Genomic DNA, 21901 nt, shown 5'->3' with positions numbered 1-21901 from the left:
TCGGGGGTGGCGCATAGGCTCGATTCAGTGGACGTCGATGCGTGGGTTCGTGAGCGGTGGGTCCCCGAGGAGGGTGGGAACCCCGAACGGGGGCCGTTCGAGCGGGATCGGGCCCGGGTGCTGCACAGCGCGGCCCTGCGGCGGCTGGCCGCCAAGACGCAGGTGGTCACCGGGGGCGCCGATGAGGGGCTGCACAGCCCGCGGACGCGGCTGACGCACTCGCTGGAGTGCGCGCAGATCGGACGGGAGCTGGGGAAGGCGCTGGGGTGCGACCCCGACCTGGTGGAGACCGCGTGCCTGGCGCACGACCTGGGCCATCCGCCGTTCGGGCACAACGGCGAGGCGGCGCTGGACGAGGTCGCCGCGCCGTGCGGCGGGTTCGAGGGCAACGCGCAGAGCCTGCGGCTGCTGACCCGGCTGGAGGCCAAGGTGGTGGCCGCCGACGGCCGGTCGGTGGGGCTGAACCTGACCCGGGGCTCGCTGGACGCGTCGCTGAAGTACCCCTGGACCAAGGAGCGCTCGCCGAAGTACGGCGTCTACGCCGAGGACCTCGACGTGTTCCGGTGGATCCGCGACGGCCGCGGCGACGACGGGCGGGTCCGCTTCGAGGCGCAGGTCATGGACTGGTCCGACGACGTGGCCTACTCGGTCCACGACCTGGAGGACACCCTGCACTCGGTGCGCGAGGTCCTGCCGGCGCTGCGCGACCCCGCCGAGCGGCGCGACGTGCGGGACCTGGCCGTCCGGTGGTACGCCCCTGACGCGTCGGCCGGCGAACTGGACGAGGCGTTCGAGGGGCTGCTGCGCGAGCCGTTCTGGCCGGAGGCGTACGACGGGTCGATGGGCTCGCTGGCCGCGCTGAAGAACCTGACGAGCGAGCTGATCGGGCGGTTCTGCCGGGCGGCCCAGCACGCGACCGAGGAGGCGGGGACGCGCGGCGTGAGGCTCGTGGTGCCCCGCCGCACCCGGCTCGAATGCGCCCTGCTCAAGGGGGTGACGGCGCGCTATGTGATGACGACCGACGAGCACCACGCGCGGCAGGCCAGGCAGCGGGAGCTGATCTTCGAGCTGGCCGGGATGGTCGAGGCGGGGGCGCCGGAGACGCTGGACCCGTCCTGGCGCGAGGCGTACGGCACGGCGGACGGCGACGCGGCGCGGCTGCGCGTGGTGGTGGACCAGCTCGCGTCCCTCACCGACGTGTCGGCCGTCGAGCTGCGGCGGCGGCTCTCCCGCCGCCGCTGAACCGGCCGGACGCGGTCTCACGTGTCTACGGCGTGGCCTTTCCCGCGACGCGGTTGTGTGGATGGATCGGCTGTGAGGACGGATCGGTATCGGGCGCAGGAGGCGAGTGATGACGACGTACGTGATCATCGGTGGCGGGCTGGCGGGGGCCAAGGCGGCGCAGACCCTGCGGGAGGAGGGGTTCGACGGCGAGGTCGTGGTCATCGCGGCCGAGGCGGAGCGGCCGTACGAGCGGCCGCCGCTGTCGAAGGACTACCTTCGCGGCAAGTCGGAGAAGTCGGGCATCTACGTCCATGAGCCGTCCTGGTATGACGACAACCGCGTCGACCTGCGGCTCGACGTGGTGGCCACCGAGATCGAGCGCGCCGCCCGGGAGGTGCGGCTGTCGGACGGCACGCGGCAGCCGTACGACAAGCTCCTGATCGCGACGGGGGCGACGCCCCGGCCGCTGCCGGTGGCGGGGGCGGAGCGGGCCCTGTACCTCCGGACGGCGGCCGACAGCGAGGCGCTGAAGGAGGCCTTCGCGGCCGGCGGCGAGGTGGTGATCGCGGGCGCCGGGTGGATCGGGCTGGAGACCGCGGCGGCGGCCGCCGAGGCGGGGTGCTCGGTGACCGTGGTGGAGAGCGCCCCGGCGCCGCTGGTCCACGCGCTGGGGCCGGAACTGGGGGAGGTGTTCGCGGGCGTGCACCGCGGGCACGGGGTGCGCCTGCGGACGGGCGAGGAGATCGCGGAGGTGCGGCGCGGCTCGGTGCTGCTGCGCGGCGGCGAGGAGCTGGCGGCCGACCACGTGATCGCGGGCATCGGCGCCGCGCCCAACGACCGGATCGCGCGGGCGGCAGGTCTCGAGGTGGCCGACGGCGTGCTGGTGGACCAGTCCCTGCGCAGCTCGGACCCGGACGTCTTCGCCGCCGGGGACGTCGCCAACGCCTTCAACCCGCTGTACGGCCGGCGCATCCGCGTGGAGCACTGGGCGAACGCGCTGAACGGCGGCCCGGCGGCGGCGCGGGCGATGCTCGGGCGGGAGGTCGTGTACGACCGGGTGCCGTACTTCTACACCGACCAGTTCGAGCTGGGGATGGAGTTCTCCGGGGACGTCGCGGGGCACGACGAGGTGGTCTACCGGGGGTCCGTCGCCGACCTGGAGTTCATCGCGTTCTGGCTGCACGCGGGCCGGGTGGTGGCCGGGATGAACGTCAACGTGTGGGACGTCGCCGGCGACGTCCAGAAGCTCATCCGCGCCGGGACCCCCGTGGACGTCAAGCGCCTGACCGACCCCTCGGTCCCCCTGTCGGACCTCTGACCCGCTCCTGACCCCTCCCGTGGGGCGTCCTCTCCCCGTGATCACGCGGTTTCGGGCGCCGGGTGCGCTTGAGACCGCATGATCATGGCATGATCACGGCGCGGGACGGCGGGGCGCCTGTTCGGAGACGTCTACTCGGGGGCGTCTATTCGGGGGCGAGGAGGCCGAGTTTGCCGGGGCGGCGGGCGTCCGGGGTGGTCTCGGGCAGCGGAGCTTCATCCTCCTTCTCCGGGCGCTCGCGCTGCTTGGGCTCCTCCTTGTCCTTGCACAGGACGGTGCAGCGCGGGGTCAGGCCGACGCGGTTCTGCACCTCCTCGATCGCCGGGGCGGGGGAGAGGGTGCGGTTGCCGTTGCGCCAGGCGTCGAGGTAGTCCCAGGGCTCGACCATCCCCCTGCGCACCCACCAGTAGCGGGCGTCGGTCTCCCAGGAGAGGGCGAAGTACAGGTTGGGGCCCTCGCGGCGGCCGGTGCCGGAGGTGCCGACGCGGCCGAGCGGCTGGCCCGCGCGGACCTCGGCGCCCGGCTTGATCCCCTCGGCGATCGAGTCGAGGTGGCCGCCCAGGTAGCGCACGCCGTCCACGCCGATGACCGTGACGAACTTGCCCTCGCGGTCGGCGCCCTTGTCGGTCGCCGGGCGCCAGCGGTCCTTCGCGCGGACCTCGTGCACCCGCCCGGCGATGGGGGAGACGAACAGGCAGCCCTTGCCGGTCCAGATCGTGCTCTTGGGAAGCACCAGCAGCCGCCGGGCGTAACTGGTCTTGCAGCCGCTCACCGGGAACACGTAGCGGTGCGGGGACAGCTTGGGCGGCGGGAGCTTCACGGGTGGCGCGGCCGAGGGCCGTACGCCCCCGGGAGAGGCCTCGGGCGTGGGGACGGGCGTCGCGGCGATCGCGTCCACCACGGGCGGCGGGGCGGCGGGGCGCAGCGCGCCATGGGTGCCCTGCGTGGCCGCGCAGGCGCTGAGCAGCGCCGCGAGCCCGGCGAAGGCCGCGGCCAGACCGGCCTTCTGCGCCCTTTGTCGCGTTCGCATGATCTCCACCCACGTGAGCTTACGGATGCCGTGTCGTTCTTTTGTAACCGACCGCGCCTTTCGCCATGGTCGAAACGCCTAGATCGGTACGGCGGGCGGGGGCACGAGACGTCGTACGCACCGAATAGACTCCACGGCGTGGCAGGCCGGATCAGTGACGAGGACATCGCGCTCGTACGCGAGCGGTCGCCGATCGAGGAGATCGTGGGCGAGCACGTCCAGCTCCGCAACGCGGGCGGGGGCTCGCTGAAGGGGTTGTGCCCCTTCCATGACGAGAAGACGCCGTCGTTCAACGTCAGCCCGGCCCGGGGCTACTACTACTGCTTCGGCTGCGCCGAGGGCGGCGACGTGATCACGTTCGTGCGCAAGCTGGAGCACCTGTCGTTCGCCGAGGCCGTCGAGCGGCTGGCCAACCGGGCCGGCATCCAGCTCCGCTACGAGCAGGGCGGCTACGTCCCCGGCCGCGAGCAGGGGGAGCGCACCCGCCTGGTCGAGGCGCACCGGGTCGCCGCCGAGTTCTACGCCTCCCAGCTCGTCTCGCCGGGCGGGGCCCTCGGGCGGCGGTTCCTGGCCGAGCGCGGGTTCGAGCGGGCCGACGCCGAGATGTTCGGGGTGGGATACGCCCCGGCCGAGTGGGACGCCCTGTCCAAGCACCTGATCGCGCGGGGGTTCACCCAGGCCGAGCTGATCAAGGGCGGGCTGGCCAAGGAGGGCCGGCGCGGTCCCATCGACCGGTTCCGCAACCGCCTCATCTGGCCCATCCGCGACATCACCGGCGACGTGATCGGGTTCGGGGCGCGGAAGCTGGCCGAGGACGACGACGGCCCGAAGTACCTCAACACGCCCGAGAGCCCGATCTACAAGAAGGGCAGCGTCCTCTACGGCATCGACCTGGCCAAGCGCGAGATCTCCAAGCGCATGCAGGCCGTGATCGTCGAGGGCTACACCGACGTGATGGCCTGCCACCTGTCCGGCGTGCCGACGGCGGTGGCCACCTGCGGCACGTCCTTCGGCGACGAGCACATCAAGGTGCTGCGGCGGCTGCTGATGGACCAGGCCGAGTTCCGCGGCGAGGTCATCTTCACCTTCGACGGCGACTCGGCCGGGCAGAAGGCGGCGCTGCGCGCGTTCGAGGGCGAGCAGAAGTTCGTCACCCAGACCTTCGTGGCCGTGCAGCCCGACGGGCTCGACCCGTGCGACCTGCGGGCCAAGCAGGGCGAGGCGGCCGTGCGCGACCTGGTGGCCCGGCGGCAGCCGCTCTACGAGTTCGCGATCCGCAGCAAGATCGCCGAGCACGACCTGAACAGCAACGAGGGCCGGCTCCGCGCGCTCGACTCGGTGGCCCCGCTGGTCGCCGCGATCAAGGACCCGGGGCTGCGCAAGCGCTACGCCGTGGACCTGGACCGCTGGCTCGGCTTCCTGGACGAGCAGTTCGTCCTCCAGCGCGTCGCGAGCCACGCGGGCGCGCCCCAGGGGCGCGCCCCCCAGAAGGCGCGGCAGCAGACCGACCTGTCGGACCCGGCGGTCCGGGTCGAGCTGGAGGTGCTCAAGCTCGCGGTGCAGCGGCCCGCGCTGCTCGGCCCCGGCTTCGACGAGATCGGGGTGCGCGGCTTCGTCGCCGCCGAGCACGCCGCCGTCTACGAGCTGATCCAGGCCGCCGGCGGCGTCTCCTCGGCGGGGTCCGGCGGGCGCGAATGGGTGGACCGGCTGCGCGACGTCACGCCCGACGAGGCGCTGCGCTCGCTGGTCACCCGGCTGGCGGTGGACGCCGCGCAGGCCGACGGGGAGCCCGACGAGCAGTACGCCGCGGCGATGCTGGCCCGGCTGGAGGAGTTCGGCGTGACCCGCGCGATCGTCGAGGTCAAGTCGCGGTTGCAGCGGCTCAACCCGGTCGACGAGCAGCTTGAGTACAACCGCCTGTTCGGCGAGCTGATCGCGATGGAGCAGCAGCGACGGGTGTTGCGGGAGCGCGCCGCCGGGGGTCTGTAAAACTCGTGTGAATGAAAAACAAGATCACGGGGAATGATAAGTAATTCAGGTCTATACCACCTGATCCGCCCTTACCTTGGGTGACAAAAATAGGCCCCCCCTTTTTACGGCCGCATGGCGCAGACTGTACTCCGTGGGTGCATCGGTGCTGCCTAGCGAACCGCCGTCGGTAGACCAGGTGGCGGATCTCGTCGCGCGGGGAAGGGAGCGGGGGAGCGTCACCGTAGATGACGTCGCCGCCGCTCTGGACCGTTCTGAACTGCCGGCCGACACGCTTGACCGTGTCGTGCGGATGCTCGCAGAACAGGGGGTGGAGGTCCTCGAGCCGCAGGGCGACGAGGACCTCACGCGAGCGGACGAGGAAGAAGCCGGCAAGCGGGCCCCGACCAGCGACCTGGTCCGTATCTACCTGCGTGAGATCGGGCGCGTGCCGCTTCTTACGGCAGAAGAGGAAGTCGAACTCGCCAAGGCAATCGAGGCCGGGCTGTTCGCCGACGAGAAACTCGGCAACGGCGCGTCGCGGCTGGCCAGGCCGGACCTCGAGCAACTCGTCTGGGACGGAGGCAGAGCGAAACAGCGGCTCATCGAGGCCAACCTGAGATTGGTGGTTTCGATAGCGAAACGTTATGTCGGGCGCGGGATGCTGTTCCTGGACCTTATCCAGGAGGGCAACCTCGGACTGATCCGCGCGGTGGAGAAATTCGACTACACCAAGGGATATAAGTTCTCCACCTATGCGACCTGGTGGATTCGTCAGGCGATCACCCGGGCGATCGCCGACCAGGCGCGGACGATCCGGATTCCCGTCCACATGGTCGAAACGATCAACAAACTGGTGCGGGTGCAGCGTCAGCTCCACCAGGACCTCGGCCGGGAGGCGACCCCGGAGGAGATCGCCAAGGAGATGGACCTGCCGGCGGACCGGGTGGTCGAGATCCAGCGCATCGCGCAGGAACCCGTCTCACTCCAGTCGCCCATCGGCGAGGAGGACTCCGACCTCGGCGACTTCATCGAGGACGCGGACGCCGTCGTCCCCATCGAGGCCGCCGCGTTCATCATGCTCCAGGACCAGTTGGAGGGCATCCTCGCCACGTTGTCCGAGCGGGAGCAGCGCATCATCCAGTTGCGCTTCGGCCTGACCGACGGGCATCCGCGCACGCTGGAGGAGGTCGGCCGGGAGTTCGGGGTCACCCGTGAGCGCATCCGGCAGATCGAGTCCAAGACCCTCGCCAAGCTGCGCCATCCCTCGCGGGCGCAGATGCTGCGGGACTACCTCGACTGACCGCGCACGACGGCGAAGCCGCGATCCCGCGCGACCTCCGAGGTCGCGCGGGATCGCGGCGTTCCGCCAGGTTCCGCCAGGTTCCGTCCGGTTCCGTCCGCCCCGTTCCAGCCCATCCGGCCCGGCTCCGGCCCGCGCCCGCCGGGGCGTACGGCGTGAGCCCCCGCCTCGTGAGGGCGTACGGCGGGCCCGCCCCGCCGTACGCCGGAGGGGCGGGCCGGGGAGAGGTCAGGGCTTGAGGCCGGCGAGGCGGAGGCGGAGCGGGGCGGTCGCCGAGGACGGGGCCTCCCAGTCGCCGTCGAGGGGGGTGATGGTGACGTGGCCCTTGTCCAGGAGCGTGCGGTCGGAGCCGGGGTCCGGGTCGGGGGCGGTGACCACGACCGGGAGGACGCGGTGGCAGTCGGCGCACTGGTCGGGGGCCGGGGCGTAGTCCACGTCGATGAACGAGGTGGTGCCGATGCCGGCGAACGAGACCTCGCCGGACGGGCGGAGCGGGTAGTTGACGTTGAGGGCGGTGCGCGGGGGCAGGACGGCGCCGCCGCGGGACGTGGCCGACAGCCGGTCCACCACGCGCACGGCGAACGCGATCGACCTCTGCAGGGAGGGGAACGACGGCGGGTTCGCGGTGATGTCCACCGCCGTGCTGAACGCGACCGCCGGGACTCCGCCGTCCAGCGCGGCGATCGTCGCGCCGACGGTGCCGGAGTGGTTGACCAGCGCGCCGACGTTCTGCCCGGCGTTGGGGCCGGACACGACCAGGTCCGGCCTGCGGTCCCGGTAGACCGCGCGCAGGCCGAAGTACACCGCGTCGCCCGGGGAGCCGTCCACCGACCACACGCCGGGGGAGACCTGCCGCGCCCGGATCGTGCCGCCGAACCTGAAGTTGACGCCGGTGCCGCCGCCGCTGGAGTCCCCGGCCGGGGCGACGATCGTCACCTTGTGCCCGGCGGCGGTGAGGGCCTGCCGGAGGGCCTGGACGAAGGGGAAGGAGTACCCGTCGTCGTTGGTGAGCAGGATGTCCAGCGGGCGCGGCTGCCACGCCGCCGCCGGGACGCCGCGCTGGATCGGGGGCTGGGGGCTGTGGGGGCTCGCCGGGGCGGCGCCCGCGAGCGGGCCCGTGATCGTCGCCGCCGCGAGGACGAGGGGGATCAGGGCGCGCCGCACTCTGCTCGACTTGGCCATCTCGGCCTCCTGTGGGGGTCTGTCCGGGTGGTTTCAGGCCACCGCCCGCCGGTGTCGGCGCGCCTCCGGCCGGACGGGTGGTTCCCCGAGGAGCCTGCTGAGTTTCCATTACGTTACAGCTTGGAATGGTTATCGGGAAGGCGGCGACCGGATGAACGTCGAGACCGCGCGCGGCCGTCCGCGCGACCCCCGGGTGGAGGAGGCCGTCACGCGGGCGACGCTCGAACTGCTGGGCGAGGTGGGGTACCGCCAGACCACGATCGAGGCCATCGCCCGCCGCGCCGGGGTCGGCCGTCCCTCGGTCTACCGGCGCTGGCGCAGCAAGGCCGAGATCGTCGCGCACGCGCTGTTCGCCCGGTCGCCCGCCGAGACGCCGCGCGACTCCGGAGACCTGCGCGAGGACCTGCGCGCCTGGGTGGACGCCGTGCTGGCCCGCCTCGGCCGCCCCGAGGCCGCCGCCGCGTTCCCGGGCCTCGTCGCCGACCTGCGCGAGGAGGCGCGCGCGCAGGCCCGGGACTTCCACCTCGACCTGGTCCGCCCCCGCCGCGCCCACTTCGCGCGCACGCTGGCCGCCGCCGTGGCCCGCGGCGAGGCCCGCCCGGAGGTCTCGCCCGACGTCCTGTTCGACCTGCTCGTCGGCGCGCTCCTGGTCCGCCTCATCAGCGGCCGCGACCTGGCCGACCCCGCCTACGCCGGCGATCTCGTGGACCTCCTCCACCGCGCCGCCCGCCCCTGACCCGCCCCCATCCCGTACGGCTCCCGTCCGCGCCCGCCGTACGGCTCCCGCCCGCGCCCGCCGTACGGCTCCCGCCCGCGCTCGCCGTACGGCCGCGCCCTTTCTCCGGGTGAGGGGGTGGCGGGACTCACAGCGGGCGGGGGGCCGGCCGCCTTGACGGGCCGAGGTTAGGTAAAGCTAAGTTGGGGACGGCTGAATCTGAGCGAGGCTGGAGTAGGAATGCCCCCCGTGTCCCGAGTCCTCCCGGCCGCCGGCGTCCTCGCCGTGGCGATCACCGCCCTCGCGGCCTGCGGCGGCGGGGGCACGACGCCCGGCGCGACCGGCGGTGAGGGCGCCGCCAAGTCCGGCGCCAACACCCTCGCCGTCCAGGCCACCGACACCACCTGCGTGCCCGACAAGGCGAGCGTGCCCGCGGGGACGCTGACGATCAAGGTCACCAACCGGGCGAGCAAGGCCAACGAGGTCCACGTCCTGCGGGCCGACGGCAGGACGATCGTCAGCGAGCGCGAGGACATCGGCCCCGACTCGACCGTGGACGACTTCACCGTCGAGCTCGCGGCCGGGAAGTACCAGCTCGCCTGCAAGCCCGGGATGAAGGGCGACGGCATCCGCGCCGACCTCACGGTGGTGGGCGGGCCCGCCGCGGGCGCCCCCGCCGACGCGCGGCTGTCCGCGGCCGTCGAGGACTACAAGAAGTACGTCGCCGAGCGGGTGGACGACAGCCTGAGGAAGACCAGGAAGTTCGCCGCCGCCGTCAAGAAGGGCGATGTGGCCGGGGCCAAGGCGCTCTACGCCCCGAGCCGGGTGGGCTGGGAGTCGATCGAGCCGGTGGCCGAGTCGTTCGGCGACATCGACGCCAAGGTGGACCTGCGCGAGGCCGACCTGGAGAAGGGCGACGAGTGGACCGGCTGGCACCGCCTGGAGAAGGCGCTGTGGGCCGAGCCGGAGACGCTGAAGGACGAGAGGGAGTACGCCGACCGGCTCGTGGCCGACCTGGAGGACCTCAGGCGGCGGGTTCCGGCGGCCGAGATCACCCCGGCGAAGATGGCCGGCGGCGCCAAGGAACTGCTCGACGAGGTCGCCCACATCAAGATCGACGGCGAGGAGGAGTTCTTCTCGCACACCGACCTGTGGAACTTCAAGGCCAACGTGGACGGCGCGAGGAAGGTGCACGAACTGCTCAAGCCGGTGCTCCGGGACAAGCGGCCGGAGCTGGCGGCCACCCTGGACGCCGAGTTCGGCAGGCTCCAGACGGTCCTGGCCGAGTACGAGGAGGGGGACGGCTACGTCTCCTACGAGAAGATCAACAAGGACGCGGCGGCCAAGAAGCGGCTCCAGGACGCGGTGAACGCGCTCGCCGAGCCGCTGTCCGGCCTGGCCGCCGCCGTCGCGCAGTGACGCCGGACGCGCGGACGCCGCGCGACCCCATGAGTTCCGAGGACGGCGCCCGCGACATCGCGGGGACCGGACCGGGCCGCGCTGGGGCAGACCCGCTTCACCTGAGGCGTCCGCCCGTGTCCGCCTATGTCGCTCCGGGCATCTCGGTCGTACTCTTGGTCGATGGAGGCGCGGCAGGGTCTTGATGACGCCGCGCTCGGGCGCGACGCGCTGGCTGTGCTCGACGCGAACTGGACCGGGCGCGCCACCATGCCGGCGCCCGGGATCTACCCGCACCAGTGGAGCTGGGACTCGGCGCTGGTCGCGCTGGGGCTCGCCCGCTCCAGCCCGGCGCGGGCCCGGCGGGAGCTCCTCGGGCTGTTCCGGGGGCAGTGGGCCTCGGGGATGGTCCCGCACATCGTGTTCAACCCCGCCTACGACCGGGCCTACTTCCCCGGCCCCGAGGTGTGGCGGTCGCACGAGCACGCGGGCGCGCCCCGGGGGGTGGCGACGTCCGCGCTGACGCAGCCGCCGCTGCACGCGTTCGCCGTGTGGTGGTCGTGGCGGCACGGCCGGGGGGACCGCGAGGACGCGCGCCGGTTCGTGCGCCGTATGTGGCCGCTCCTGGCCGCCCAGCACGCGCACCTGGCCGCGACGCGGGACCTGGGCGGGGCGGGGCTGGCCGCGATCGTGCACCCGTGGGAGTCGGGCATGGACGACAGCCCGGCCTGGGACGCCCCGCTGGCCGCCGTCCCCGCGGGGGGCCGCCCGCACCACGCGCGCAGCCCGCACGAGCGGTACGTCTGGCTGGCGCTGGGCTACCGGGAGTCCGGGTACGCCGACGGCTACCTGCGCGACGAGCACCCGTTCGCGGTCGAGGACCCGGTGTTCAACGCCGCCTGGCTGGCCTCCTCCGCCGCGCTGGCCGACCTGGCGCCGGTCGCCGGGGCCGACCCCCGTCCGTACGCCGAGGCGGCCGAGCGCATCCGGGCGGCGCTGATCGACCGGCTCTGGAGCGCGCCGGGGTTCTTCGCCGCGCGGGACCTGCGCACCGGGCGGAAGATCCCGGTGCTGACCGTGGGCGGGTTCTGCCCGCTGCTGGACCCCGGCCTGCCCTCGGCGTACGTCAACACGGCGGTGGAGGTGCTCCAGTCGCCGAGGTTCATCGGCGCGTCCGGGTACCCCGTCCCGAGCTGCGACACGCGCACCCCGGAGTTCGACCGGTCCCGGTACTGGCGGGGGCCGTCCTGGGCGGGCACGAACTGGCTGCTGTGGCGGGCCGCCGTGGTGCACGGGCAGCCGGTGCTGGCCGACCTGCTGGCCGCCAGCACGCTGCGGCTGGTGCGGCAGTCGGGCTTCCGGGAGTGCTTCGACCCCTTCGACGGGACCGGCCGGGGCTGCCGCGACTTCTCCTGCACGGCGGCGCTCACGCTGGACCTCCTCGCCGCGATGGAGGCCAGGGAGGCCGGATAGGTTGAGGCCATGAGGTTCTTCCGCGGCCTGCCGGCCGAGGCGCGCGCCGGGCTCCGGCTCGAGCGGGGGGAGCGGCCCCTCGCGCACGCCGTCACCCCCCAGGGCGGCCACGTGGTCGCCACCACCCTCGCCCTGCACCTGCCCACCGGGGCCCGCCTGCCCTGGGAGACCGTCGAGCGCGCCCAGTGGAAGGACGACTGGGTGCACGTCTTCACCACGGACGGCGAGGAGCACCACGTGAGGCTGAGCGAGGCCGGGCGGCTGCCCGAGGTCCTCCGCGAGCGCGTGACCGCCTCCATCGTGGTCAACCGGCACGTGCGCCTGGACGTGGGCGGGCCGGAGGAGCGCGGCGTGCGGATCATGGCGCGGCGGGCCCCCGGCTCGGACCGGCTCACGTGGACGTTCGCGTTCGACGAGGGCCTGGACCCGGAGGACCCCGGGCTGCGCGCGGCGGCCGAGCAGGCGCTGGAGGACCTGCGGCGGCGCATGGCGGGATGATCCCCGCGCGAGGTGTGTACGCTCTGCGCGAACAGCCGGGGCCCGGACGCGGATCGCGCCGGGCCTCGGCTGTGTCCGGGGTCACAGATCCCGGGGGCTCGGGGACGGTCTAGTGCGGCGGCGGGGGAGCGGAACGGTCCGCGGGGGAGTCGTCCTGATCGTTCAGGGGGCGCAGCGCGGGAAATTTTTCGCCCAGGGTTCCGCCCAGTCGTTCCCTCGCGGTGCCCAGCAGACGCCCCGCCTGAGCCTGCAGGACACCGGCCGCCTCCTGCATCGACGGGTTGTCCGCCAGACGCCCCGCGGCCCGCTTGATCTGCTCATATCTCTCTCGTCCCGCCTTGCTGCCCAGGACGTAGCCGACCGCCGCCCCGGCCAGGAAGGTCACTCGATACCGCATCAGCACCTCCGGAGGTCACGGCGAGGAGGACCTACCCCCCAGCCGGGTGCGCAACACGCACTCTCTCAGTGCGCTAACCTAGTTCCGCGCCGCAAGGAAAGGCACACGGGTGCCGGACCGAGCGGAAGCCGATCCCGCGTAGCTCAATCGGCAGAGCGTCCGGCTGTTAACCGGCAGGTTATAGGTTCGAGTCCTATCGCGGGAGCCACAAGACGCCGGGCCCCGGTCACCACGACCGGGGCCCGGCGCGTTTTCCGGGCGTCCCCGGCTCAGGCTCTCCGGGAGTTCCCGGCTCCGCGCTTCTCCGGGCGCCCCCGGCTTCACGTTCCCCGGGAGGTCCCGCGCGGCCCCCCGGGGCGGGGCGCGGGATGAGGGCGCCGGCCGTGTGAAACGGCGCAGGGATGGTAAGCCTCTGCGACGACGGCAACGACGTGAGGGGGACACCATGGCGGAGCGGCTGACCGACGACGAGATCGACACCGCCCTGGCGGGGCTGGAGAACTGGCGGCGGGAGGGGAACGCGCTGGTGCGGGAGATCCCGGTCGCGGACGACACCTACGCCTGGCTGAGCGAGGCGGTGATGAACGAGGCGAACATGCTCGACCACCACCCGGACATCGAGAAGACCGGCGACGGGATCAGGTTCCGGCTCCAGACGCACAGCGAGGGCGGCGTCACCTCGAAGGACATCGAGCTGGCCGCGCACATCGACCAGGTCATCGACGGAGCGGCGCGGGACCGGGGCTGAACTCCGCGGCCAGGTCCAGCGCCCGGCGGGTGACCACCTCGGTCCCCGTCCACTGCGCGAGCAGGCCGCGCCGCTCCAGCTCCAGCACGCCCACGAGCCCGGCGAGCGCCATGGCCGCCAGCGGAGAGGACGCGGCGGCGACCACCCCGCCGGCCACGATCGCCAGGTACGGCGGGGCCAGCCGCGCGCGCCGCCGCCACCCGGTCCCGGCCACGGCCACGTGGACCGCCGCGAGACCCGGGGTGGCCGCGTCACGCCGTACGGCGGGCACGACGACGAACAGCGCCAGCCCCGTGACCGCGTACGCCAGGGGCGGCGTGAACGGGGGCGCGCCGCCGGTCGCCCACGTCCAGGCCCGGGCGAGGAGCATCGTGACGAGCGGGGCCGCGAGCAGCCACAGGACGCCGTCGAGCAGCAGCCCCGCCAGCCGCCGCCCGGCCCCCGGCGGGGAGAGGTCAGGGGAGGGCGGGATCGGCCACGCCGACGGCAGCCCGCGCGCGAGCGGCACCGCCACGGCCCACCCGAGCACGGCCCCCGCCGTGTTGATCACCAGGTCGTCGGCGTCGAACAGCCGGTAGGCGCACGGATACAGCCCCCAGAGCCCGGTGAGCTGCGACGTCTCCACCAGCGCGGACCCGGCGAGCCCGGCCAGGGCGGTGCGGGCGAGCCCGGCGCGGTACCGGTACCACAGCAGGAAGCCGAGTGGCGCGAACAGCAGCACGTCGAAGACGATCCGCAGGGCGGCCCGGCCGGCCGGCAGGCCCCCGAGGCCCCCGGCGCTCTCCCGCAGGATGTCGCGGACGCTCGCCCCGAGCTCCCAGCGAGGCCGCAGCAGCGTCTCCCGCGCCTGGCAGAACCCGGGCGTGACCTCGGGCAGCGGGAAGAGCGCGAAGGCCGCCACGCCGCAGGCGTACAGGACCATCGCGGCCGCGACCAGCCCCGGCCACAGCCCGACGCGCCCGAACCGCCGGTACTGCCGCGCCACGAACGGCAGCGCGCACACCACGATCGCCAGCGGCGTCAGGAAAAGTGCGATGCGGCCCTGGGAGACGTAAACATCCACAGAACCGGCAGCATAGCGGCGCGTCCACGCCGTGCTGATCATTCGCGCGCACGTCCTCGCCCTCGGCCCCCGGACCGCGTAAGGTCGTCCTCGCTCCCCCTCCGTGACCGTCCGGGGGAGGCCCGTGACCCGCCGTCCATCAGCAGCCCTGGCCCTGCCGCTCGCGCTCCTCCCGTTCCTGGCCGCGCCCGCGAGCGCCCCGGCGCGTGGCGAGCGGGGGACCCGGCCCGCACCCGCCGAGCTGTCGTTCTGGAGCTGGACGCCGGGGGTGCGAGAGGCGGCCGGGATCTGGAACCGGGAGCACCCCGGCGCGCGGGTGCGCGTCCAGGAGGTGGTCCCGGGGATCAAGGGCGGGTACGCCGCGCTGCGGACGGCGCTGCTCGCGGGGGATCCGCCGGACCTGGCGCAGATCGAGTACCAGGTGCTGCCGGGGTTCCTGCTGGGGGCGCTCGGCGGCGGCGAGGACGGCCGGGTCCCGGCGGAGCTGTCCCGCCTGCTGCCCCCCGGCGCGGGGCGGCGCTTCGCGGGCTGGGCCTGGGCGCAGGTGTCGCTCGGGGACCGGGTCTTCGCCGTCCCGGTGGACCAGGGGCCGATGGCGCTGCTCTACCGGCGCGACGTGCTGCGGCGGCACCGGATCGCGGTGCCGCGGACGTGGGCGGAGTTCGAGCGCGCCGCCGCCGTGCTGCGGAGGCGGGACCCGCGGGTCCACCTGGCCTCGTTCGACCCCTCCGACGCGGGGTGGGTGGCCGGGCTGGCCTGGCAGGCGGGGGCGCGGTGGTTCCGCACCGGCGGCGGCCGGTGGTCGGTCACCCTCGACGACGCGCCGACGCGGCGGGTGCTCGCCCTGTGGGGCCGGATGATCCGCGCGGGCACCGTGAAGTCGCAGGCGGCCTACACGCAGGCGTGGACGGCCGACCTCAACCGGGGGCGGGTCGTCGCCTGGCCCGCCCCGGCGTGGGGGACGGCGCTGGTCCGGACGGCCGCGCCGGAGAACGAGCGGAACTGGGCGGTCGCGCCCCTGCCCACGTGGGGCACGCGGTCGGCGGGGAACCACGGCGGCTCGGCCACGGTCGTCTTCGCCCGCTCCGGGGCGCGGAAACGGGCCGCGGCGGCGTTCGCCTGGTGGCTGAGCACCGACCCCCGCTCGCTGGCGGCGCAGGCGGAGAAGGCCGGGATCTTCCCCGCCGCGCTCGGCCGCCATCCGCTGCGGTTCGGCGGCGCGGACGCGCACCCCGTCTTCGCCGAGGCGAGCCGGCGCATCGACCCCCGGTTCCGCTGGGGCCCGGCCATGCTCCAGGCGTTCTCCCGCGTCGCCGACGCCCTCGGCGAGGCCGCCGCCACCCCCGGGGCCGACCTGGCGGGCGCGATGTCCGGGGCGCGCGACCGGGTGGCCGCGGACATCCGGGCGCACGGGATCGACGTGCGGTGAGGCGGGCCGCCTGGGGCTTCCTGACGCCGTTCCTGGCGCTGTTCGCCCTCTTCTTCGTCCTCCCGCTGGGCTACGCGCTCGTCCGCAGCCTGTACGCGGTCCGCAGGCCCGGGCTGGGGTTCGGGCCCGCCTCCGTCGAGTTCGCGGCGCTGCGCAACTACGCGGCGGTCCTGGCCGACCCGGTGTTCCGGTCGGCGCTCGGGCGCATCGCCGTACTCGGGCTCGTGCAGATCCCGGTCATGCTGGGGCTGGCCGCCGTGCTCGCGCTGCTGCTGGACGCGGGGCTCGCGCGGGCCGTCCGGTGGTTCCGGCTGGGGTTCTTCCTGCCGTACGGCGTGCCCGGGGTGATCGCCGTGCTGCTGTGGGCCAACCTCTACGTGCCGCAGGTGTTCCCGCTCGCGTGGACCGACCTGCTGGCGCCGCCGTACGTGCTCGCCGCGATCGGGAACATCGTGACCTGGGAGTACGTCGGCTACAACACGCTGATCCTGGTCACCGCGCTCCAGGCGGTTCCGCGCTCGCTCATCGAGGCGGCGGCGGCGGACGGCGCGGGGCCCTGGCGCACGGCGTGGAGCGTGAAGCTGCCGCTGCTGCGGCCGGCGCTGGTGCTCACCGCCACCTTCTCGATCATCGGCACGCTGCAGCTCTTCAGCGAGCCCGCGGTCCTGCGGACGATCACCCCGGCCGTGTCCGCCGGGTACACGCCGAACCTGCACGTCTACAACACGATCTTCACCGACGACCTGCCGCACCTGGGCGCGGCGCAGGCGGTGCTGCTCGCCGCGGTCACGTTCGCGCTGTCCATCGCCTTCCTCCGCGTGACCCGCCGCTGGAGCGCGGCGTGAGGGGCCGCGCGCTCGCCTGCGCGGTGCTCGCGGCCGCGCTCGTGTACTGCCTGTTCCCGCTGCTCTGGCTGCTCGCCGCCGCCACCAAGAGCCCGTCCGAGCTGTACGGCACCGCCCCGTTCGGGCTCACGCCGCACGCCGGGGAGCGCCTGGCGGGGAACCTGCGGGCGCTGTTCTCCCGGGACGGCGGGGTGTTCGCGCGCTGGCTGCTCAACACCCTGGTGTACGCCGGGGGCGGGGCGGCGCTGGGCACGCTGCTGGCGGCCCTGGCCGGGCACGCGCTGGCGTGGTACCGGTTCCCCGGGCGCGGCCTGGTGTCCGTGCTGATCCTGGGCGGGGTGATGGTGCCGCCCGCCGTGCTCGCCGTGCCGGTGTTCCTGCTGATGAGCGAGGCCGGGCTGACGAACACGATGTGGGCGGTGCTGCTGCCGAGCCTGGTCAGCCCGGTCGCCGTGCACCTGATGCGGCTGTTCTCGGCCGCGTCGGTGCCCGGGAGCCTGCTGGAGGCGGCCCGGCTGGACGGCCTGGGCGAGGCGGCGATCTTCGCGCGGGTGGTGTTCCGGCTGCTCGCGCCGGGGCTGACCACGGTGTTCCTGTTCCAGCTCGTGGCGGTCTGGAACAACTTCCTGCTGCCGCTGATCGTGCTGAGCGACCAGGACCTCTACCCGGTCACGCTGGGCCTGGTGGCCTGGCAGGGCAACGCCGTGCGGGACGCCGCGCTGACCACCTTGGTGATCACCGGTTCCCTGGTGGCCGTCCTGCCGCTGATCGCCGCGTTCCTGCTGCTCCAGCGGTACTGGCGGGCCGATCTCGCGGCCGGCGGGGTCAAGGACTGACCCGGTGGCGCGGCGGCCGCCCCGCCCGTCTGAGGGCGCTCCCGATCACCGCGACCACGACCCCGCCCAGGGCGTACGCCGCGAGCACCCACAGCGGCCCGGCGGTGCCGTGCCCGGCGAAGTAGACGGTGTTGCGCACGGCGGTGGTGCCCGCGCCCGGCGGCAGGGCGGGCCCGACGCCCGCCCAGAACGGCGGCAGCAGCGAGGCCGGGTACGGCCCGCCCGCGCTGGGGTTGCCCAGGATCACGAAGAACAGGATGGCCACGCCGATGCCGACCAGGCCGAGCAGGACCTGGAGCGCGGTCGTGGCGGCGGCGACGGCGAACACCAGCAGCGCCCCGATCGCCGCGACCTGCCAGAAGTGCCCGGGGAGCGCGCCGAGCACGGGCCCCACGACGACCGCGCCGCCCAGCCCCGACACGATCGCGTACACCGCGAGCGCGCCCAGCCGGATCGCCGCGCGGCGCGGGTTGGCCGGGCGGGCGGACGCCGCGACCCCGATGATCGCCGCGGCCAGGTATCCGCCGACCATCCACCCGATCACCAGGTAGAACGACGACAGGCCGCGCCCGTCGCCGGGGGCCGGCGGCAGCACGTCGTCCACGCGGACGTGCCGCCCCTGCCCGGCGCCGATCCGGTTCGCCAGCTCCGCGGTGACCTGGGTGACCGCGGGGCCCGCCGCCGACGCCGCCAGCAGCGTGTCCGTCGTGCCGCGCGGGTTCACGACGTACACCGCGTCGGTCTCCCGCCGCAGCAGCCGCCGCCGCGCCGTGGCCTCGTCCGGGGCCGCGTGCGCCCGCACCGGGTGCCCGGGCAGGTTGTCGAGCCGGTCCACGAGCTGCCGGGACACCTGCGGCGGCGCGACCACGTCCACCGGGATGCGGTGGGGCGACGGCGAGTGGAACGCCCCGACGTAGGACAGGATGAACCCGAGCTGGAGCACGAACACGCCGGCCACCAGCAGGACCGCGCGCGGCCGTACGGCGTCGCGGAGTTCGGCGGCGAGAGACCGCCCTCTACTCACGGTCCGTCACCGGCACCCGGGTGTCGTTGCGCAGTGACAGGTAGATCAGGACGATCCCGATGTAGGTGCACAGCCGCACGGCGTCCGGGATGCCGTTCCAGGTGGCGTTCATCCACATGCCGAACCACTCGCCGCCCACGGCCTGGAAGCCGAAGAACCACAGGAACAGCCCGGCCGTGCAGCCGACGATCCCCCAGAACTTGGCCCGCGTGAACTCCCCGTCGCTCCCGCGCACGGCGCGCGCCTGCCGGTACGCCGAGTACAGGCAGGTGATCAGGATCAGCGTCTCCATGAGGATCACGCCGATGTAGGCGACGTGGTGGGCCCACGTCCACGGGATCGCCCGGTAGTTGATGTTGCTCACGGCCTTGAGCTCGGGCTTCTGCGCGTCCATCGACAGCACGTGCTTCACGAACTCGAAGTTGGTCCAGTAGTCGGTGACGTTCCCGAAGACCACGAAGAACGCGAAGCCGCCCACCGTGAAGGTCAGCAGGGCCTTCGTGGCCCGGATGACCTCGACGGTCCCGAATCGGCCGGCCATGTCCATCCCCCCGCTCGCTTCCTGGTACGGGGGGACTCCCGATCACTACCCGGACGGGGCGCTCATAACGCGCGGCCCGGGCGGAATAGCGGACCCGGAACCCGTGGCGGCGCGGAGCGGGCGGTATGCCGGTGACGCGCATTGGCGGGACAAAAGCGCCCGATGCGGTCAAGATGGGGGAACCGCGGAAAACGTATAGGGCGGCGCGGGTGGGGCGCCGCGACGAGGGCCGCCGCGCCGCCCGGAACCGGCGCGCCGCGCTCGCCGATGCGAAAGGTGTCGCGTGCTGATCTGGCACCGTTCTCCGCGTCCTGCCCCCGATCCCGGCCCCGCCGATCCCGTGGACCGCTCCGCGCGCCCAGGGGGCGATCCCGGTCGCCACGCCCGGGGATGTCCCGTCCCCGGCGACTCGCCGGACCCGTCGTCCCCCGCCCCGCACGGCGCGCCCCGCCCGTCCGCCGGCGCGCGCCGCGACGGGGCCTTCTCCTCGGCCGTACGGCGGGCCGGGGCGTTCGCGTCAGCCGTACGGCAGGGGCCCGGAGCGCCGGAGGCGGACCCGGGCGGCGTGCCGGACCTGAACGGGGACCTCTGGGGCGGGCCGGGGGAGCCGGGGGAGGTGGAGACGCCCCCGGCCGACCCGGCGGAGGCGGAGGCGTTCCTGCGGCTCTACCACGCGGAGAACCCGGCGGCGGGGCCGTTGCGCACGCGGCTGCGGGAGGTGCTCCGGTCGATCGCGCGCACCGGGACGTACACCCACACGCCGGACGAGCTGGTGTACGGCGCGCGCGTGGCGTGGCGGAACAGCGCGCGGTGCATCGGGCGGCTGTACTGGCGGGCGCTGCGCGTGCGCGACCTGCGGGACGTCGGGAGCGTCGAGGGGGTCGCGGTCGGGTGCGTGGAGCACCTGCGGGAGGCGACGGGGGACGGGCGCATCCGGCCGACGATCACCGTGTTCGCCCCGGACCGGCCCGGCCGGCCCGGGCCGAGGGTGCTGAACGAGCAGCTCATCCGGTACGCCGGATACCGGCGGGCGGACGGGAGCGTGTACGGCGACCCGCGCAACGCGGACCTGACGGACCTGGCGCGGGGGCTGGGGTGGACCGGGGGAGCGGGCACGCGGTTCGACGTGCTGCCGCTGGTCGTGCGCGCGGGGGACGGGCCGCCGCGCGTGTGCGCGATCCCGGGGGACGCGGTGCTGGAGGTGCCGCTGCGGCATCCGGACCACCCGTGGTTCGCCTCGCTCGGCCTGCGCTGGCACGCGGTGCCGGCCATCTCCGGGATGCGGCTGGAGATCGGCGGCGTGCGGTACCCCTGCGCGCCCTTCAACGGCTGGTACATGGGCACCGAGATCGGCGCGCGCAACCTCGGCGACGCCGACCGGTACGACATGGTGCCCGCCGTCGCCGCCCGGCTCGGCCTGGACACCTCGCACGACCGCACGCTGTGGCGGGACCGGGCGCTGGTCGAGCTCAACGTCGCGGTGCTGGCCTCGTTCGCCGCCGCCGGGGTGACGATCACCGACCACCACACCGAGTCCCGCCGCTTCCTCGCCCACCTCGAACGCGAGGAGCGCGCCGGGCGGATCTGCCCCGCCGACTGGAGCTGGATCGTGCCGCCGATCTCCGGCTCGGCCACCCCGGTCTTCCACCGCTACTACGACGAGGCGCGGCTCACTCCGGCCTTCGTCCAGCCGGGGGCGGGGGTATAGAACATCATTCGGGAAAGGGTGTAGAACGTCATTCGGAGGTGTCGCATGGATCTGGTGCTCACCGAGCGCGACGAGGGCGTGCTCGTCCTGACGTTCAACCGCCCCGACCGGCTCAACGCCTGGACCGACGAGCTGGGGCGGCGGTACTTCGACCTGCTGGAGGAGGCCGAGAAGGACCCGGAGGTGCGGGTCGTCGTGGTGACGGGCGCGGGGAAGGGCTTCTGCGCCGGGGCCGACTTCCAGGCGCTGCGCGGCATCCAGGCCGGCGACTACGGCGAGCCCGACCCGCGCCCCACCACGTTCCCCACGACGATCCGCAAACCGATCATCGCGGCGGTGAACGGCGCCTGCGCGGGCCTCGGGCTCGTCCACGCCCTCGCGTGCGACCTGGTCTTCGCGGCTGCCGAGGCCAAGTTCACCACGGCGTTCTCGCGCCGCGGCCTGATCGCGGAGTACGGCCTGAGCTGGCTCCTGCCCCGGCTCATCGGGCAGGGCAGGGCGATGGACCTCCTGCTGTCCGGGCGCACGTTCACCGGGTCCGAGGCGTACGAACTGGGCCTGGTCAACCGGGCCGTGCCCGGGGAGTCCCTGATGGCCGAGACCCTGGCGTACGCCCGGGACCTTTCGGTCAACGCCTCCCCGGCGTCCATGGCGGTGATCAAGCGCCAGGTCTGGGGGGACGCCGGCCTCACGCTCGCGGAGGCGGAGAAGGCGGCGGTGCGGCTCATGCTGGAGTCCTTCGGCCGCCCCGACTTCGCCGAGGGCGTGGCCAGCTTCCTCGAACGCCGCGAACCCCGGTTCCCCCCGCTCTGAGCCCCCCTGGCGGGGCTCAGGACCGCCCGGCCCCGCGCTCGCGGCGGCTCTTGATGATCGAGCGCAGGGCCAGCATCGAGACGATCCCGACGAGCTGGCCGCCGAGCACGATGAGGTTCACGTTGACGGCGGGCTCCCAGCTCACCTTGCCGTCCTTGATCACGAACACCCCGATCCCGGTCGAGAAGGTCCCGAACCCGAACCCGGACCCGCTCCCCTCCTTGTCGTCGGGCTCGATCATGTCGCCCCCGCCGCCCCCGCCGATCACGGTGGCGACCGGGATCACCGTCACGCCCTCGCGCTCCACCGGCTCCCCGAACACCCGCCGGACCGTGAGCACGTCCTTGGCCCGCTCCATCATCCCCATGATGTCGCCCATGCCACGCCC

Annotated in this window: 21 protein-coding genes and 1 tRNA gene; 15 read left to right on the top strand and 7 right to left on the bottom strand. The window is 73.9% G+C overall.

Going from position 1 to position 21901, the window contains the following annotated elements; genetic code table 11:
• Positions 1–27: 27 nt before the first annotated feature.
• Both D5H75_RS37510 and D5H75_RS37505 read left to right on the top strand, forming a co-directional pair.
• Complete coding sequence (locus tag D5H75_RS37510; protein ID WP_119931369.1) at positions 28–1242, top strand: deoxyguanosinetriphosphate triphosphohydrolase; 1215 nt, start codon at positions 28–30, stop codon at positions 1240–1242.
• A 109-nt stretch (positions 1243–1351) separates the two neighbouring features.
• Positions 1352–2542, top strand: a complete 1191-nt coding sequence (locus D5H75_RS37505; RefSeq protein ID WP_119931368.1) for an NAD(P)/FAD-dependent oxidoreductase — start codon at positions 1352–1354, stop codon at positions 2540–2542.
• Positions 2543–2687: 145 nt separating this feature from the next.
• Here D5H75_RS37505 and D5H75_RS37500 read toward each other — a convergent pair whose 3' ends face one another.
• Positions 2688–3572 carry a M23 family metallopeptidase gene (locus D5H75_RS37500; RefSeq protein WP_119931403.1) on the bottom strand — a complete coding sequence of 295 codons (885 nt, stop codon included), beginning with the start codon at positions 3570–3572 and terminating at the stop codon, positions 2688–2690.
• 138 nt (positions 3573–3710) lie between these two features.
• Here D5H75_RS37500 and dnaG point away from each other — a divergent pair, with 138 nt between their 5' ends.
• Together dnaG and rpoD are read left to right on the top strand one after the other, a co-directional pair.
• Positions 3711–5561, top strand: coding sequence for a DNA primase (gene dnaG, locus D5H75_RS37495; protein WP_119931367.1), 1851 nt, complete (start codon positions 3711–3713; stop codon positions 5559–5561).
• A gap of 145 nt (positions 5562–5706) precedes the next feature.
• Entirely contained in the window at positions 5707–6843 is a 1137-nt protein-coding gene (gene rpoD / locus D5H75_RS37490) for an RNA polymerase sigma factor RpoD (protein WP_202638904.1), read from the top strand.
• 228 nt (positions 6844–7071) lie between these two features.
• Here the strand turns inward: rpoD and surE are convergent, their stop codons facing one another.
• Positions 7072–8025, bottom strand: a complete 954-nt coding sequence (gene surE, locus D5H75_RS37485) for a 5'/3'-nucleotidase SurE (RefSeq protein ID WP_119931365.1) — start codon at positions 8023–8025, stop codon at positions 7072–7074.
• Between the two features lie 151 nt (positions 8026–8176).
• On the opposite strand from surE, the gene D5H75_RS42370 reads away from it, so the two are divergent.
• The 4 genes from D5H75_RS42370 to D5H75_RS37460 all read left to right on the top strand — a co-directional run bounded on the left by D5H75_RS42370 (position 8177) and on the right by D5H75_RS37460 (position 12109).
• Positions 8177–8761, top strand: a complete 585-nt coding sequence (locus D5H75_RS42370; protein ID WP_202638897.1) for a TetR/AcrR family transcriptional regulator — start codon at positions 8177–8179, stop codon at positions 8759–8761.
• Between the two features lie 219 nt (positions 8762–8980).
• A complete protein-coding gene (gene efeO / locus D5H75_RS37470) occupies positions 8981–10159 on the top strand; it encodes an iron uptake system protein EfeO (RefSeq protein ID WP_119931363.1) in 1179 nt (392 codons plus the stop codon).
• Between the two features lie 162 nt (positions 10160–10321).
• Complete coding sequence (locus D5H75_RS37465) at positions 10322–11611, top strand: MGH1-like glycoside hydrolase domain-containing protein (RefSeq protein WP_119931362.1); 1290 nt, start codon at positions 10322–10324, stop codon at positions 11609–11611.
• A 9-nt stretch (positions 11612–11620) separates the two neighbouring features.
• On the top strand, positions 11621–12109 hold the full coding sequence (locus tag D5H75_RS37460; protein ID WP_119931361.1) for a hypothetical protein: 489 nt from the start codon (positions 11621–11623) through the stop codon (positions 12107–12109).
• Positions 12110–12218: 109 nt separating this feature from the next.
• On the opposite strand, the gene D5H75_RS37455 is transcribed toward D5H75_RS37460, so the two are convergent.
• Entirely contained in the window at positions 12219–12506 is a 288-nt protein-coding gene (locus D5H75_RS37455) for a YtxH domain-containing protein (RefSeq protein WP_119931360.1), read from the bottom strand.
• A gap of 132 nt (positions 12507–12638) precedes the next feature.
• Between D5H75_RS37455 and D5H75_RS37450 the strand changes: the two genes are divergently transcribed.
• Together D5H75_RS37450 and D5H75_RS37445 are read left to right on the top strand one after the other, a co-directional pair.
• Positions 12639–12714: transfer RNA gene (locus tag D5H75_RS37450), tRNA-Asn, on the top strand.
• A 237-nt stretch (positions 12715–12951) separates the two neighbouring features.
• Positions 12952–13254, top strand: coding sequence for a 4a-hydroxytetrahydrobiopterin dehydratase (locus tag D5H75_RS37445; protein WP_119931359.1), 303 nt, complete (start codon positions 12952–12954; stop codon positions 13252–13254).
• Here the strand turns inward: D5H75_RS37445 and D5H75_RS37440 are convergent.
• Positions 13223–14317 carry a VanZ family protein gene (locus D5H75_RS37440; RefSeq protein ID WP_202638896.1) on the bottom strand — a complete coding sequence of 365 codons (1095 nt, stop codon included), beginning with the start codon at positions 14315–14317 and terminating at the stop codon, positions 13223–13225. The genes D5H75_RS37445 and D5H75_RS37440 overlap by 32 nt on opposite strands.
• A gap of 124 nt (positions 14318–14441) precedes the next feature.
• Here D5H75_RS37440 and D5H75_RS37435 point away from each other — a divergent pair, with 124 nt between their 5' ends.
• Genes D5H75_RS37435 through D5H75_RS37425 form a run of 3 tightly spaced genes read left to right on the top strand, consistent with a single transcriptional unit; the run spans position 14442 to position 17427 of the window.
• Complete coding sequence (locus D5H75_RS37435) at positions 14442–15746, top strand: ABC transporter substrate-binding protein (RefSeq protein ID WP_202638895.1); 1305 nt, start codon at positions 14442–14444, stop codon at positions 15744–15746.
• A complete protein-coding gene (locus D5H75_RS37430; RefSeq protein ID WP_119931356.1) occupies positions 15743–16591 on the top strand; it encodes a carbohydrate ABC transporter permease in 849 nt (282 codons plus the stop codon). The genes D5H75_RS37435 and D5H75_RS37430 overlap by 4 nt, the downstream gene beginning before the upstream one ends.
• Entirely contained in the window at positions 16588–17427 is an 840-nt protein-coding gene (locus D5H75_RS37425) for a carbohydrate ABC transporter permease (protein WP_242454749.1), read from the top strand. Before D5H75_RS37430 ends, D5H75_RS37425 begins: the two co-directional genes overlap by 4 nt.
• Here the strand turns inward: D5H75_RS37425 and D5H75_RS37420 are convergent.
• On the bottom strand, positions 17417–18451 hold the full coding sequence (locus D5H75_RS37420; RefSeq protein WP_119931355.1) for a YhgE/Pip domain-containing protein: 1035 nt from the start codon (positions 18449–18451) through the stop codon (positions 17417–17419). The genes D5H75_RS37425 and D5H75_RS37420 overlap by 11 nt on opposite strands.
• Positions 18444–18992 carry a DUF2165 family protein gene (locus D5H75_RS37415; protein ID WP_242454748.1) on the bottom strand — a complete coding sequence of 183 codons (549 nt, stop codon included), beginning with the start codon at positions 18990–18992 and terminating at the stop codon, positions 18444–18446. The genes D5H75_RS37420 and D5H75_RS37415 overlap by 8 nt, the downstream gene beginning before the upstream one ends.
• A gap of 283 nt (positions 18993–19275) precedes the next feature.
• Between D5H75_RS37415 and D5H75_RS37410 the strand changes: the two genes are divergently transcribed.
• Together D5H75_RS37410 and D5H75_RS37405 are read left to right on the top strand one after the other, a co-directional pair.
• Positions 19276–20700, top strand: coding sequence for a nitric oxide synthase oxygenase (locus D5H75_RS37410; RefSeq protein ID WP_242454747.1), 1425 nt, complete (start codon positions 19276–19278; stop codon positions 20698–20700).
• A 45-nt stretch (positions 20701–20745) separates the two neighbouring features.
• Positions 20746–21513: an enoyl-CoA hydratase gene (locus tag D5H75_RS37405; RefSeq protein ID WP_119931352.1), complete on the top strand. Its 768-nt coding sequence runs from the start codon at positions 20746–20748 to the stop codon at positions 21511–21513.
• A gap of 16 nt (positions 21514–21529) precedes the next feature.
• Here the strand turns inward: D5H75_RS37405 and D5H75_RS37400 are convergent, their stop codons facing one another.
• Positions 21530–21892: a sporulation protein gene (locus D5H75_RS37400; protein ID WP_119931351.1), complete on the bottom strand. Its 363-nt coding sequence runs from the start codon at positions 21890–21892 to the stop codon at positions 21530–21532.
• Positions 21893–21901 lie beyond the last annotated feature (9 nt).

Source organism: Bailinhaonella thermotolerans (assembly GCF_003594875.1).
In the GTDB taxonomy this organism is placed as follows: domain Bacteria; phylum Actinomycetota; class Actinomycetes; order Streptosporangiales; family Streptosporangiaceae; genus Bailinhaonella; species Bailinhaonella thermotolerans.
Note: the sequence above shows the minus strand (reverse complement) of the source record. Positions and strands in the feature narration are given on the sequence as shown.